Source organism: Myxococcus sp. CA033 (assembly GCF_013336625.1).
Taxonomy (GTDB): domain Bacteria; phylum Myxococcota; class Myxococcia; order Myxococcales; family Myxococcaceae; genus Myxococcus; species Myxococcus llanfairpwllgwyngyllgogerychwyrndrobwllllantysiliogogogochensis.
The window spans coordinates 414,999-428,746 of the sequence record NZ_JABUMU010000001.1 but is presented as its reverse complement, the minus strand read 5'-3'; the positions used below and the strand labels follow the sequence as shown (position 1 = coordinate 428,746).

Genomic DNA, 13,748 nt, shown 5'->3' with positions numbered 1-13,748 from the left:
GGTACCTCGGTCAGTTGAGCCACTTGCTCGAGGGAGCGAGCTTCACGATCGCGGCCTCGATCTCGCCATCCAGGTCGCTGCGCAGTTGTTCGCGATCAGCATCCACCGTGGCGGTCGTGGTCGTCTCGGTGACAGTGGTGCGGTTGCGGTTACCCACCCGTCGCGTGCTCACGCTCTTCGTGGTGTTGCTCACCTGGTCGCGGCGGCCTTCGCTGGTGAACGAGATCGGGAAGCCTCCGATGGGCTTTCCGTCGGCGAGGTCGAAGGCGACGACGTCGCCCTCGAAGGAGCGCCCCTTCACCTCGCGGGTGCGCAGCACGAAGACGTACGCGAGGTTGGCGCAGGCATCGAGGTACTCGATGGCGACGTTGGCGTGCACGTTGGCGGCGGTCTGCATGCCGTAGGTGCCCTTGGAGAGGAGCTGGCCGCAGGCCTGAATCAGCCCCGCCTGCCTCACCCGCATCTTGTAGTGCGGAGGCTCGTCCTTGAAAACCGAGAGGTCGTCGAGGTCCTCGGCGTAGACCACGGTGCCGGTGCGCAGCGGCGTGGTCGTGAGGAAGGCCATGACGAGGGGCGCCGCGCCGAGCGTGAGCGAGCCCTCCTTCACCGGCGGCAGCGCCCGCGCCTGGTCCGCGATGGATGTCACCTTGGCGAGCTTTGGGGCCACGGCCATGCGGCGCTGCTCGATGGCCTTTTTGGCCTCACTGCCGCAACCCGCGGCCAGGACCGCCGCCAACAAGAGTGCTCTCTTCGTCACGCTCAATCTCCTGTCTGCTGCACCGCGGGACCGGCGGGATGTCGGATGAGCAAGATGACCTCGCTGGTGCGCGACCTTGAAGATCCGCGTTCCACGACGCATGGCTCATGCGACAACTATAGGCAGCCCCGCCGCCGCTCGGATAGGGCTCCAGGAACACAAACCAGCCCGTTGTCTTCTTGTCTCGTGCAGCGTCCTGGACTCCTTCCCGCCGCCGACCTCGCCCCGCTACGAGAAGCCGTTCCGCCACCCCCCTGGCGAAGCAGGGACCGTCCGCCGCGTCCGCTCCACTCCAGCACTCTCCTGTTCCTCGAATGAAATTCGCTTCGAGGCAGCTTTCGGAGACGTGAGCCCAGGCTCGGCGTTCAGATGGAGGCCGACGGAGCATATCGAATGGACGCACGGTCTAAATCATGGCGACGTCATGGTTCGACGTTGCTTGCGTGGAACGTGTTTCTCTCGGTGCGGTGGAGGTCAAGGGTTAGGATGGCCTCTCACGAGAAGCCCCAGGGAATGGAGCGGAAATGTCTGTCCGGAGAAGCCTCATTCACGGCGCATGGGCGGTGATGCTCATCTCGGGTTCTGCCCTGGCCGAGGACGCTTCAGGAAAGAGTTGCGTGCCCGTCCACGTGGCGGGTCGTGTCCTGACAGAAGTCTGCTAGGAACCATGGGGAAGCGCGGCCGGGACTCCCCCCACGGGAACAGCGGTGCTGGCGGGGCGGTCAGGGAGTGTCTGGCTCGAGTTTCTCTCGGTCGGGCAACTCGCTCTGATGTTCTGGGGTCGTGCTGAGTCCAGCGCTTCGTGCGAATCGCGGTCCGAGGTGCTTGCTCATCTGCGGCGTGAGACGGGTGTTGTCCTGAAGGGCCCCCGCATCGAGCATTGGGGTAACTGGCCCAACTTCTCCTGGAGGGAGTGCCATGACGGTGCTGTGGCTGGAGACAGATTGAGCGTTTGCTGCGAGCGGAGGGCTGGCGCCAGCAAACGTGGCGTCGTCACGCTCCAGGTCTTACTGCGGACCCGCCACCATGAGCGATGGATGGAAACTCAGCCTCAATCCCAGGGGGAGCAGGTCATCCCTTGAGTGTCATGACCAGGGGGAGGACCGTGATTGGGGACATGAAGATTCTTCAGGGCATGGGACTTCTCCTCGTGCTGGCTCTATGGGGGTGTTCACACTCGGTGGTGCCCCGCGATGTCGCGCATGCCAGGAAGATATCTGAGTGCCTTGTGTCTGCTGGCCGTGAGGAACTTCTCGACCCGAATGATAATTGGGAGCTCTCGCCTGAATGCCGCGAGACATGGTGGGCCGCCGCCGCGGAGATCGAGGAACTCTCAACCTGTCAGGTCGATGACGACTGCTCGCTCGTTGCGTTGCAGCCTGTTCCGTATGATGCGTGTTGGCTGGTCGGTTCGAAGAAGGTGGTGAATGAGGAACTGCCACGTATCAGCCATCTCGTACACGCTGCTTGTGGCTACTACTGCGTCATGTGCTCGGACTCGCCTCGAGTTCGCTGTGTCGCAGGGAGGTGCAGGGCACCGGGATACCCTCGGATACCCGTCCCCTCTGAGACGGAATGTGATGCGCCGCCTCCCTGATTCGTTGGCGGGTACAAGGCCCCCACTCCTCAGCGGGGACGGAGCCGAGGCGGTGAGTCGTGCGGTCCATGGACCCCTTGGCTCGGCGGAGCGGGGCGCCCTGCCCTGAGTCGCCTCCTCTGGCAAGCCCTCGTTGCCGACCCCGGATTCCTGGACTTACCCCGCTCCCACCTCCATTGACCCGTGCTATGACAGTTGCCGGACATGGAAGGTCGCCTGCTGTTGAAAAACTGCGCTGTGTTCCGGGCGGATGGCCGGGTCAGGCGCGGTATGGCCGTGGTCGTCGAGGGTGGTGTCATCCGCCGCGTCGCTCCGGACGCGCAGGTGCCTGTCCTTCCAGGTGACTGGGAAGTGGCCTGTCGAGGCCGCCTCGTCGCCCCCGGGCTCGTGGACAGCCACTCGCACCTCGTCAACGGCCAGCTCCTGCCGCCCAATGGCCAGTTCCTCCTCCTGCCGCCTCGCGAGCGACTGGAGCGCATGCGCCGCGTGGCCCGCCTCGTCTCCTCCGAGGACATCGAGGCCCTCACGCGCTTCGCCGCCGCCCGCGCGCTTCGAGATGGTGTCACCCTCGTCGTGGAGCACCTCGCCTGCGCCGACGTGGCCGGAGGGCTCACCGCCCAGGCCCGCGCGGCCGAGAGCGTCGGCCTCCGACTGGTGACGAGCCACGCCACCCACAGCATGGATGGCGCCGCTCAGGCTGACGCCTGGCTCGACGCCAACGCGGACTTCGCCCGCCGCTACGCGAAGCACCCCCTGGTGCGCGGGGCCCTCGGCTTCCACGCCTCGTATACCTGCGAGGATTCGCTCCTCTCGCGCATCTCCCGGCTCAGCGCGGAGCTCGAAGTCCCCACCGTCTTCCACCTCGCGGAGAACGAGGACGACCTCAGCACCACCTACGCTCGCCACGGTCAGCGGGTGGTGCCCCGGCTCGACGCGCTGGGCCTGCTGGGTCCTCGCGCCATCGCCGGCTATGCGCGCGCGCTGGACAGCTCCGAGGCCGCGCGCCTGGAGCAGACTGAAACCTTCGTCTCGCTCGCGGCCCGTGGCGTGCGGACCCTGGAGCGCGGCACGGACCCGATGGAGGCCATCCTCCTGCGGCTGCACCTGCTTGGCCTGGGCACGGGGGGGCACGGCACTCTTCAGGACGAGCTGCTCGCGGCCCTCGTGGGCGTGCTGCGCATCTCCCGCGCCGGGCACCTGCCGGACGTGGACAGCACCCTCGCGCACCTGCTCGTCAGCGGCCCCGCGGAGCTGTGTACCCGCCTGTTCGGCCTGCCCTCGGGCACCGTGGAGGAGGGCAGCCTCGCGGACCTCGTCGTCTACGACTCCGTGCCCGCGGCCGACCCCGAGACGGGCTACTCGCCGTATCTCATCGGCCAGCTCGCCCGCTCGCCCGCGGCCTGGACCATCGTCGATGGACGCGTCCGCGTGCGCGAAGGCCAGCTGTTGGGCTCCGACTACGTGGACCTCTCCCGCGCCGCCACCGAGGCGCTCGAGCGCGTCTGGTCTCGCGCCCGACTGGGAAGCTGATACAGGGAGGGCCCATGCCCACCCTCGTGGACACGCTTCGGACCGCGCACGCCCGGCGCGGCCCCCTGTTGACCGACGCTCGCACCACCGCCTTCCGCGTCCTCCACGGCGAGGCCGATGGCGTCCCCGACGTGACGGCGGACCGCTTCGGTGGCCTGTATGTCCTCAGCCTCTACCGCGACTTCTCTCCCACGGAGGAAGAAGCGCTGCTCGACGCCGCGATGACGGCGTGGGCGCCGACGAGCCTGTATCTCAAGCGCCGTCCCCGCGAGGCGCGGGTCCTCGCCAACGTGGCGAAGGAGACGCTGGCCCCGGAGACCTCCGCCCGGGGCGAGCCGGTGGAGTCCCTCACGGCCCTGGAGAACGGCCTGTCCTTCCTCATCCGCCCCGGACAGGGCCTCTCGGTGGGGCTGTATCTGGACATGCGCGACACTCGCGCGTGGCTCTTGAAAGAGGCGCGCGGCCTCACCGTGCTCAACCTCTTCGCCTACACCTGTGCATTCGGAGTGGTGGCGAAAGCGGGCGGCGCGAAGCGGGCGCTCAACCTGGACGCGAGTCGCCGCGTACTGGAGTGGGGTGAGGAGAACGCCCAGCTCAATGGCCAGCCCGTGGACCGCTATGACTACGTGGCCGGTGATGTCTTCGACTGGCTCAAGCGTCTGGCGAAGAAGGGCGAGACGTTCGACCTCGTCATCGCGGACCCTCCGTCGTTCTCCAACACGAAGGAGGCCCGCTTCTCCGCCGCCCGTGACTATGCCCGGCTGGCCGAGGCCACCGCGCGCGTCGTCGCCCCCGGGGGACGGCTGGTCGCCTGCTGCAACCACGCGGGCCTGCCCGCCCGGCGCTTCGAGGCCATGGTGTCCGAGGGCCTCTCCCTCGCGGGGCGGCAGGGCAGGGCGGTGGATTCCTCGGGTCCTTCTTCCCTCGACTTTCCGAGCCCTCCTGGCCAGGAGCCGGCCTTGAAGGTCCACGTCGTCCAACTTCGTTAGCACCAGGGCCCCTGGCGCGGGTAAGGTCAGGACGCCATGTCTCCCGCCGCACCGCAGCAGCGCGAAACCGGTCGCTTCGGCAAGTACCGGCTCATCGACCGCATCGCCGTCGGAGGGATGGCGGAGATCTTCCTCGCGCACCAGGAAGGCGAGGACGGCCGCGAGTCGCCCGTCGTCATCAAGCGCATCCGCCCGCACCTCTCCAAGCACGCGGCCTTCGTGAAGATGTTCCTCAACGAAGCCCGGCTCGCCTCCCAGCTCAACCACCCCAACGTGGTGCAGATTCACGACCTGGGGAAGATCGCGGAGAGCTACTTCATCGCGATGGAGTACGTGGCCGGCCGGGACATGCGCCGCGTCGTCCCCAAGGCGGAGGCGCTCGGGATTCCCTTCCCGCTGGTGTACGCGGTGAAGATTGCTTCGTGTGTCTGCGCGGGCCTGCACCACGCGCACACGAAGGCGGACCTGTACGACAGCCCGCTCAACATCGTCCACCGGGATGTGTCGCCGGAGAACATCGTCGTCGCCTTCGACGGCTCGGTGAAGATTCTCGACTTCGGCATCGCCAAGGCCGCCAACCAGGTGGGCCAGACGCGCACGGGCGAAATCAAGGGCAAGCTCAGCTACATGAGCCCGGAGCAGTGTCTGGGCAAGGCGCTGGACTGCCGCAGCGACGTGTTCTCGCTCGGCGTGGTGCTCTACGAGTGGCTCACGGGCTTCAAGCTCTTCACGGGCGAGTCCGAGGTCGCCGTGATGCGCAGCATCACCGAGGGGAAGATCTACGCGCCCTCGTACTTCCGCGAGGACCTGCCCGAGCGCGTGGAAGTCATCCTGATGAAGGCGCTGGAGCGAGACCGCGACAGGCGCTACCAGACGGCGGCGGAGATGCAGAAGGACCTGGACGCGTTCTTGGACGCGTACGACTTCACGCCCACGCCGCTGCACCTGGCCAACTTCATCAAGCAGCTCTTCGAGGAGGAGCTCCAGGAGGAGCAGCGCCGGCTGCGCAGCCGCAACGCCACCGCGCCCACCGCCGAGGAGGCGCTGGAGCTGTCGGAGGTCGTGGCATCCCTGGACCCCGGGATTCCTCCGGCCCCGGTGTCCGAGCCACCTCCCGCCGTCACCGCGCCGCTCACCATCCCCCCGGGCATTGCCGCCCTGGCGCCGGGGGGGCCCGACGAGCGCACCGAGCCGCGCATGCTGGTCGTGCCCCTCTCCATGGAGGTGCTGGAGGCGGTGGAGGCGGTGGCCCGGCGCAACGGTGTCCCCGCGGGGCGCATGGTGGCGGAGCTCCTCGAGTCCTGGCTCAAGTACCGCTGACATGCCTCGGCTGAAGCTGACGCTCGAATACGAGGGCACTCGCTACGTGGGCTGGCAGGTGCAGCCCAATGGGCGCTCGCTCCAGGCGGTGATGGAGGAGGCGCTGTCGCGGCTCTTGAGCGAGCCCGTGTCCGTACGGTCCGCCGGGCGCACGGACTCTGGCGTCCACGCCACGGGGCAGGTGATCTGCTTCGACACCGAGCGGGTGCTGCCCATGAAGGCGTACGTCATGGGGCTCAACGGCCTGCTGCCGCACGACGTGGCGGTGGTGGACGCGGTGGAGGCACCCGAGGGGTTCGACCCGCGCCGCTGGTCCCGAGGCAAGCGCTACCGTTACCGTCTGAACAATCGCCGCACGCGCTCCCCACTGCACCGCACGACGCACTGGGAGGTCTTCGCGCCGCTGGATGTCGAGGCGATGCGCAGGGCGTCCGCGCATCTGCTGGGCCGGCATGACTTCTCCGCGTTCCGGGCCGCGGACTGCCAGGCGAAGCACGCGGTTCGCGAGGTGCGGAAAATCGCGGTGGAGGGGGAGGCCGGGGGCGCCATCTCCATCGTGGTGGAGGGCACGGCCTTCCTGAAGCACATGGTGCGAAACCTCGTGGGGACGCTGGTGGACGTGGGCAAGGGGAAGCGGCCCGAGGCGTGGGTGGCGGAGGTGCTGGCCTCGCGCAACCGGAAGCTCGCGGGACAGACGGCGCCGCCCCAGGGGCTGGTGTTGGAGGAGGTCTTCTACGCGGACGGCCCGCCTCCTCGGACTCCGGGGGGGGAAGCGGACGTGGACGAGGACGAGGGCTGAACTGGGGTAGGCTGCCTGCCCGTGAGCCCCAAGCCGAGTGTCCTCGAGCCGCTGCGTGTTCGAATCCGCCGTTTCCAGTTCATCGTTGGACTGGGTTTCATCTCGCTTGTCCTGGGCTCGGCCCTCAGCGTGTCGTTGACGCTGCGGCTGAATCTGCGCGTGCAGGCGCTGCCCTTCCACTCGTTGAAGGTGCTGGTGGCGGTGCTGCTGGAGAACGTGTGGTTGGTCGGCGTGCTGCCGGTGCTCTGCTACGGCGCGGGCCGGGTGATGGAGCTGAAGCCCTGGCAGACGGCGGCTGGCGCGGCCGTGTCCGGCGCGGTCTTCGTGCTCGCGCTGGGCTACGTCCAGGGCGGCGTGGACTCATTGTGGCTGGGTGGGCTGGGCTCGGTGCTGAACGTCGCGGTGTTCGGGGCGGGCATCGTTGTCAGTGCGCGCGCGCTGAAGGCCGGAAGGGCCGCCGCCGCGCAACAATCCGAGAAGACCCAATCCAAGGCCGAGGAGCGCAAGTCCGAGTACGACGAGTTCCTCCGCGCGGCGGAGCAGGGCGGCGCGCGGCTGGAGCAGCGCGAGGCCGAGTCCGCCGCCGGGGCTCGAGTCGATACGTCCGCCGAGGCGCCTGGAGCATCCGCGAGCGTCGCGGGACATGTCGAGACGTCGAGTCCCGGTCCGGGCGAATCCGCTGCGAGCGCCGAGGGACGCGTGGACACGTCGATTCAAAGCCCGGTGTCGTCCGCATCAGGGGCCGAAGCACGGGTGGACCCATCGGTCGATGGTTCGTCATCGAGCGCCGAGGGACGTGTGGACACGTCCGTGTCCGCGGTGGAGTCCCTCGGAGCCGCGACCGCGAGCGCGGTGCAAGCGGTTCCCTCGGAGGTGGAGCGCCCGGACCCGGTGATTCGCCTGCCCGAGCAGTCGCTCTCCGAGGCGCCGCCCGCGACTTCGGATACCTCCAAGACGCCAGCGGTCTGAAGGCCCGTAGCGCCCGCGTCACGGGAGCCCGCGAAGGCCGCCCGTGACGCGAGGACCGCCTGACGTCAGGTCCCGACGGCCCCGGCGGGCGTGGCGGGCACCGACGTGTGGATCTCCGCGGCGTCGGCATGGGCGATGCGCTCATCCAGCTCCGCGGTGAGTCGCTCGAAGGCCTCCTTGCCAATGGCGGCGGACTGGTACGCCTTGAGCAGCGACTCCTTCTCCACGATGAGCATGCGGCGGACGGCCTCCTGGTGCTCCTCCTCGTGGAAGCGCATCGACTGCTGCTTGAGCTGCGCCAGCTCCGTCTCCGTCACGCGCTCCTTCTCCTGGTAGTCCTTCTCCAACTGGGTCAGCACGTCGGCGGGAATCTCACGCGTGCGACGCAGGGCCTCGAGCGCGGCCATCGCGGCGTGGATGGCGCCCAGCCGGCCGCGCGCCAGTTCGTACTGCTCCTGGTACGCGTCCTTCAGGCCGGTGATGCCCAGCTTGCGCAGGAGCGGCGCCATGGAGAGGCCCTGGAAGACGATGGACAGCACCACCACGCCGAACGTCATGTTCACCAGGAGCTCGCGGTGGTCGAAGTCCGCCGGAAGACTGAGCACCAGCACCATGGAGATGGCGCCACGCAGGCCGCTCCAGGTGAGCACCGCGCTCCAGGACCAGGGCATGCGCTCCGACGTGAGCCTCAGCAGCGCGGACACGCCGTACACCACCACCGCCCGTCCAACGATGACCGCCACGTAGGCCGCCAGAATCGGCTTCCACGACGCCAGCAGCGACGACAGGTTCACCTCCAGGCCGATGAGGAGGAACACCACCGAGTTGAGCGCGAAGGACCAGTACTCCCAGAAGCTCTCCACCGCGACGCGCGTGGTGGGGCTCATGCCCTCGTGCGTGGCCCAGTTGCCGCAGAGCATGCCGGCCACCACCGTCGCGATGACGCCCGAGTAGTGGAAGTTCTCCGCGATGACGAACGAGCCGTACGCCGCGATGACGGTGCAGGTGATTTCCACCATCGCGTCATCCACACGCTTGATGACCCGCGCCGCCGCATACCCCACCGCGCTGCCCACCAGCACGCCCATGCCCGCGACCTTGATGAAGTCCATCACCGCGCCGCCCACGGTGAACTGGCCTCCCATCGCCACGCCCACCACCAGCGTGAAGAGCACCACGGCGGTGCCGTCGTTGAGCAGGCTCTCACCCTCCACCAGGATGAGCAGGCGCTTGGGTGCGCCCAGCGTCTTGAACAACCCCACCACGGCAATCGGGTCCGTCGAGACGATGACCGCCGCGAACACCATCGCCGGAATCATCCCGAAGCCGCTCACCACGTTCATTCCCTCGACCCACTCCGAGAGGATGAGCGCCGTCAGGCCCGCCGAGGCCGCCACGCCCGGAATCGCCATGGCGTGGATGGTCAGCTTGTTCTTCCAGAACTTGCGGAACTCGACGTGGAACGCCGCCTCGAACAAGAGGCCTGGCAGGATGATGGCGAAGAGCAGTTCCTTGGTGAGATGCGGCGGCTCGAAGAGATGCACCGCACCCAACGTCAGCCCCGCCACCACCAGGGCCACCGTGTAGGGAATCTTGAAGTACCGCGCCGCGATGGCCACCGCGGTCGCGACTGCGAAGATGAGGACGAAGGCCAATTCGAAGTGCATCGTTCCTTGCCTGTTTTGACGTCAAACCTTTGCGCACCATAACCCAGGAGCGCGTCGCGAAGGTTGCTCCTGGGCGGGGCCGGCGTGGCGGGTGCCTGGCTACCCGGCCCCCAGCAGGGGCTCGAAGAGGGCACGAGGGTCCAACCCCGGAGGCAGGCCGGAGACGCCGCCGTCATTCACCTCGACGACGGCCCAGCCGCCGTCCTCCAGCATGGCGACGTCGAGGGAGAAGAAGGGCGAGTCGATGCGGCGGCCCAGGGGCTCGAAGGCAGTGAAGTCCGGAACCTCGACGTCGAACTCGTGGTACGGCTCGGCCGCGAGCAGGCGGCCGTGTCCGAAGAAGAGGCGGAACTCCAGGTGCGCGGGGCCGGTGGGCATCCTGCCGTAGACCTTGAGGGGCAGGTACTTCCGGACGACGAGTCCCCGCTCGAAGCGTTCACCACGCTCCTCCACGAGGTTGGCGCACGTTCGCTCGAAGTCCTCGCGCGTGGCGCCAGCCGGGACGAAGCAGGCCTCCTCCCAGCGCTCCTTGGCGGACTTCACGTGGTCCTTGAGGATGTACGGAGCAGGCCCGAGCTCCTGGGCGGCTCGCCAGGCCTCCTGGGCGTCCGTGCCTTCGGTCCAGATGGAGCGCGCGGTGTAGCGGGCGAGGCGGGGGTACCAGTTCGGCAGGTACATTGCGGCGGCGTACTGCGTGGGGGTGGTCAGCAGCCGGTGGCCGCGCTCGGAGAGGGCCTCGTCGAGCGCGCCGTACTCCTCTTCTGTGAGCATCCACCCCCGGTAGAGCAGCCGGAGTGTTCCATGTTCCGGTACCGCGTCGAGCGCGCGCTCCAGGTTGCCATGGAGGAGGGCGGCCAGGTCCACCTGATACGTGTCGAGGCCCAGGGACTCCGCGGCTTCGGCCTCCACGTCGAATGTGTCGTACTGAGAGGGATTGCGACCGAAGACGAGGGCACTTGCAGGACGGGAGCGTCGAGGCATGGGCACCGCTTTCGTGGAGGGCGCACGGCGGGGATTGCCGGGCGGGCCTCCTCCGACGCGAACTCGAGCGCGGCCTGACGTGCTCCCGGCGGGACGCTCGCCCGAGAATGGGCGGTGCCTGGAAGGAAGTGGGGGCGTTGAGTGAAACAGACGCGAGCCCCAGGTGAAGCCTGACAGCGCTGATTGCGGGCAACGTCATCGCCCGCACTCCCGGCACGGCGTTGGTGTACCCGTACCCTCAGGTTCAATTGCTGACGTCATTCCCAGTCGCCAGAGTGGCGCCGGGCTGGATGACAGTCATTGGGAGGGCGTCTGCCTTCGCGTGGGTGTCTTGGCCGGCCTGAACCCAGTCATTGGAGACATCATGAAAATGGACGATATGGTTGCCGGTGGAAACGTGCGTCGTCTCGGGAGCGTGCTGCTGAGAGGTGCGTTCCTGGCGGTGCTGGCCTCTCCGGTGGGCTCGGCCCTCGCTGTCGAGCCGGTGAGTGTCATCTGTGAGTTGGGGACGTCCACCCGGACCTTCTCGCCAGCGGCGACGATGAATCCGCAGAACATCAACGTGTCGACGGCCTCGGCCTTCAGCAACTGCCTGACGGTGCTCGGACAGGTGGTCCTCAACGGCAGCGTATCGACGGGCCCCAACCTCCAGACGGGGCTGACGTGTTCGAGCCCGCTGACGACGGGGGCCGGCGAGGCCACCATCACCTGGAACACCGGAGAGACGTCCCGGTTCGACTACACCTCGGTCGAGGTCGGCGTCGTGGGCCTGACGACGGTGGTGACCTATGCGGGCACGGTGCTGCACGGGAAGTACTACGGCTCCACCGCGACCTGGTCGATTGTCTACACGACGGCGCTGTTGAACCTGGCCTGCCTGAACCCCGCGGGTGTGTCCTCGCTGGGGGGCATCGCTCAGCTCACCATCACCCGCGTCCTCTAGCCCTCGCGGCGAAGCAGGCCGTGGGCCACCGCGCCCGCTCCGAGGCCACCGGAGCGGGCGCGGCGTCGTTCACGGGTAGCAGGCGGCCTGACGCAGCCCGGTGTCCTCGGGAAAGCCGAGGGACACGTTGAAGTTCTGCACGGCCTGGCCGGCCATGCCCTTCACCAGGTTGTCCAGCGCGGCCATGACGGCCACGGAGCGGCCCTTCGTCGCCACGGAGATGTCGCAGAAGTTGCTGCCGGTGACGGCGGCGACGCGCGGAGTGCCCTCGACGATGCGGACGAACTTGGAGCCCTCGTAATAGCGGCGGAACTTGTCCGTCAGCGACTGCGTCACCACCGCGCCGCCGTGCTCGGGCCACTCGAACTGCACGGTGGCGAAGATGCCGCGCACCATGGGCGCCGAGTGCGGCACGAAGGCCAGCCGGTGGCGCTGCGCGCCGTGGGCCACCAACATGACCTCGACTTCGGCCTCGTGCTGGTGCTCCAGCGGCTTGTACGCGCGGAAGTCGTGCGCGCGCGTCGGGTGGTGCGTGCCCTCGCCCGGCAGCGAGCCGGAGCCGGAGGAGCCCGTCACACCGGAGACGGCCAGCAGGCCCAGGCCTGGCGTGGACGCGATGGGCAAGAGCGCCAACTGCACCGCGGTGGCGAAGCAGCCGGGGTTGGCGATGCGCCTGGCGCCCTTGATCTCCTCGCGCTTCCACTCGGTGAGGCCGTAGGTGAAGGTGCCCAGCAGGTCCGGCGCGGGGTGCGGCTTGCCATAGGCGCCCGCGTACCGTCCTGGGTGGTCCAACCGGAAGTCGGAGGACAGGTCCACGAGCAGGAGGCGGTCGGCGAGCCCCACCTCGGCCCACTTCTTCTCCAGGCCGAGGAACTGCGTGGCCAGCTCACCGTGACCCAGCGCGCTGAACAGCACGGGCTGCTGCGAGTCCGCGAGCCAGCGCCAGTCCGGCTCCGCCTCGAACTTCGCGTCGACCAGGCCGCGCAGATGCGGATGCACCTTGTGGACGGGCTCGCCCGCGTGGTGCCGGGACACGACGCGGATGCCGGCCACGGCCGGGTGCCCGGAGAGAATCCGCAACAGCTCGCCTCCGCCGAAACCGGAGGCCCCCAGGATGTAGATATGCGCCCGCGTCATGACTTCCTCCCCGCGCCCAGCTTCGGCGAGAGCTTCTCCAGGATGAGACCACCCAGCGCCGCCGGGTCCGCGCGAGCGTTTCGCGCCGGCACGCCCACGACCTGCTCCACGAAGCGCACGCCCACCGCGTTGTCCGTGGCCGGACCGGCCAGCACGTCCACGTCGATGCCGTACGTCTCCTTCAGGTGCCGCACGCCGCCGGCCGCGCCCACCGGGTCGTTGGCGCACATCACCCACGCGCCCGCGAGGGCCTTGAGCTCCGGGTCCGCCAGAATCGCCTGGACGCCGTACTCACCCATGATGCCGTCGCCCGTCTCCGCGACGATGACGTCCACGTCGGACACCGCCAGCTCGGAGAACAGCACCCTGGCCACGCGCGCCGCCGTGCGCGGCCCCGTGCAGACGATGCCCGCGTCGGTGAAGTCCATCACCACGTCCGCGCCGGAGTCCTGCATGCTCAGCGTGTCCCGCATCAGCGACACGCCCGTGAGCTTCGCGCCGCCCACGCGGTAGCCCGCCTGCGCAAGCCTGCGCACCATGGCGCTGGCGGCGAACGTCTTGCCCGCGTTCATGCACGTGCCCACCACGTAGACGACGGGGCACTTCACCGCCACGTTCGTGCCCTTGAGCGCGCCGGACATCACGTGCGCCGGCTGCCCGTTGCGCGACATCAGCTCCGGGAACTCGAGCACCTGGCCCAGCACTTCCGCCTCGAAGGGCATGCCCACGCCGGGGTTGTGCGACGTGCACTTGCCGATGACGCCGCCCATGTTCAGCACGTGCAGCCGCTGACCCACGGTGACGGACTCCGGCACCACGCCCTCGTAGCCGTGCAGCGCGTTGCGGTGCCCCAGGGCGCCCACCATGATGTCGCCCGCGTGCAGCGTGACGAGGCGCCCGTGGACGTCCTCGAGCTGGTTGTAGACCGTCTTCTCACCGTGGATGCGGATGGCGATGACGGCGCCTTCCTCGGCCTTGACCTCGGGCGTGAGGTGCACGGTGCGCCCCAGGCCCAGGTTGCGGGTGACGCTTCCCACCTTGTCGACGAAGACCTTCATG

General features: G+C 68.4%; 11 protein-coding genes. 6 read left to right on the top strand and 5 right to left on the bottom strand.

The window, feature by feature from the left end:
- Positions 1-10 precede the first annotated feature (10 nt).
- Positions 11-736, bottom strand: a complete 726-nt coding sequence (locus tag HUA78_RS01645; RefSeq protein WP_174475511.1) for a hypothetical protein — start codon at positions 734-736, stop codon at positions 11-13.
- Between the two features lie 1,822 nt (positions 737-2,558).
- Between HUA78_RS01645 and HUA78_RS01640 the strand changes: the two genes are divergently transcribed.
- From HUA78_RS01640 to HUA78_RS01620, 5 genes are read left to right on the top strand one after another with little or no spacing between them, the layout of a single operon-like run.
- Entirely contained in the window at positions 2,559-3,884 is a 1,326-nt protein-coding gene (locus tag HUA78_RS01640) for an amidohydrolase family protein (RefSeq protein ID WP_141643562.1), read from the top strand.
- A gap of 14 nt (positions 3,885-3,898) precedes the next feature.
- The gene (locus HUA78_RS01635; RefSeq protein ID WP_174453456.1) at positions 3,899-4,873 is read left to right on the top strand and encodes a class I SAM-dependent rRNA methyltransferase; all 975 of its coding nucleotides are present in this window, start codon (positions 3,899-3,901) and stop codon (positions 4,871-4,873) included.
- Positions 4,874-4,909: 36 nt separating this feature from the next.
- A complete protein-coding gene (locus HUA78_RS01630; protein WP_174453457.1) occupies positions 4,910-6,193 on the top strand; it encodes a serine/threonine-protein kinase in 1,284 nt (427 codons plus the stop codon).
- A 1-nt stretch (position 6,194) separates the two neighbouring features.
- On the top strand, positions 6,195-6,992 hold the full coding sequence (truA, locus tag HUA78_RS01625; RefSeq protein WP_174475510.1) for a tRNA pseudouridine(38-40) synthase TruA: 798 nt from the start codon (positions 6,195-6,197) through the stop codon (positions 6,990-6,992).
- 21 nt (positions 6,993-7,013) lie between these two features.
- The gene (locus tag HUA78_RS01620) at positions 7,014-7,961 is read left to right on the top strand and encodes a hypothetical protein (RefSeq protein WP_174475509.1); all 948 of its coding nucleotides are present in this window, start codon (positions 7,014-7,016) and stop codon (positions 7,959-7,961) included.
- A gap of 65 nt (positions 7,962-8,026) precedes the next feature.
- Here the strand turns inward: HUA78_RS01620 and HUA78_RS01615 are convergent, their stop codons facing one another.
- Together HUA78_RS01615 and HUA78_RS01610 are read right to left on the bottom strand one after the other, a co-directional pair.
- On the bottom strand, positions 8,027-9,628 hold the full coding sequence (locus HUA78_RS01615) for a Na+/H+ antiporter (RefSeq protein WP_141643558.1): 1,602 nt from the start codon (positions 9,626-9,628) through the stop codon (positions 8,027-8,029).
- Positions 9,629-9,727: 99 nt separating this feature from the next.
- Complete coding sequence (locus HUA78_RS01610; protein WP_174453459.1) at positions 9,728-10,609, bottom strand: ATP-grasp domain-containing protein; 882 nt, start codon at positions 10,607-10,609, stop codon at positions 9,728-9,730.
- 364 nt (positions 10,610-10,973) lie between these two features.
- Between HUA78_RS01610 and HUA78_RS01605 the strand changes: the two genes are divergently transcribed.
- Positions 10,974-11,552, top strand: coding sequence for a hypothetical protein (locus tag HUA78_RS01605; protein WP_174453460.1), 579 nt, complete (start codon positions 10,974-10,976; stop codon positions 11,550-11,552).
- Between the two features lie 69 nt (positions 11,553-11,621).
- On the opposite strand, the gene argC is transcribed toward HUA78_RS01605, so the two are convergent.
- Together argC and HUA78_RS01595 are read right to left on the bottom strand one after the other, a co-directional pair.
- Entirely contained in the window at positions 11,622-12,689 is a 1,068-nt protein-coding gene (argC, locus tag HUA78_RS01600) for an N-acetyl-gamma-glutamyl-phosphate reductase (RefSeq protein ID WP_141643555.1), read from the bottom strand.
- Positions 12,686-13,747, bottom strand: a complete 1,062-nt coding sequence (locus tag HUA78_RS01595) for a hypothetical protein (protein WP_141643554.1) — start codon at positions 13,745-13,747, stop codon at positions 12,686-12,688. Before HUA78_RS01595 ends, argC begins: the two co-directional genes overlap by 4 nt.
- Position 13,748 lies beyond the last annotated feature (1 nt).

What these genes read in the sequence shown, in the direction of transcription:
- HUA78_RS01640 (WP_141643562.1), top strand. Translation starts at nt 2,559, where the DNA reads ATGGAAGGTCGCCTGCTGTTGAAAAACTGCGCTGTGTTCCGGGCGGAT.
- HUA78_RS01635 (WP_174453456.1), top strand. Translation starts at nt 3,899, where the DNA reads ATGCCCACCCTCGTGGACACGCTTCGGACCGCGCACGCCCGGCGCGGC.
- HUA78_RS01630 (WP_174453457.1), top strand. Translation starts at nt 4,910, where the DNA reads ATGTCTCCCGCCGCACCGCAGCAGCGCGAAACCGGTCGCTTCGGCAAG.
- truA (WP_174475510.1), top strand. Translation starts at nt 6,195, where the DNA reads ATGCCTCGGCTGAAGCTGACGCTCGAATACGAGGGCACTCGCTACGTG.
- HUA78_RS01615 (WP_141643558.1), bottom strand. Translation starts at nt 9,628, where the DNA reads ATGCACTTCGAATTGGCCTTCGTCCTCATCTTCGCAGTCGCGACCGCG.
- HUA78_RS01610 (WP_174453459.1), bottom strand. Translation starts at nt 10,609, where the DNA reads ATGCCTCGACGCTCCCGTCCTGCAAGTGCCCTCGTCTTCGGTCGCAAT.
- HUA78_RS01605 (WP_174453460.1), top strand. Translation starts at nt 10,974, where the DNA reads ATGAAAATGGACGATATGGTTGCCGGTGGAAACGTGCGTCGTCTCGGG.
- argC (WP_141643555.1), bottom strand. Translation starts at nt 12,689, where the DNA reads ATGACGCGGGCGCATATCTACATCCTGGGGGCCTCCGGTTTCGGCGGA.
- HUA78_RS01595 (WP_141643554.1), bottom strand. Translation starts at nt 13,747, where the DNA reads ATGAAGGTCTTCGTCGACAAGGTGGGAAGCGTCACCCGCAACCTGGGC.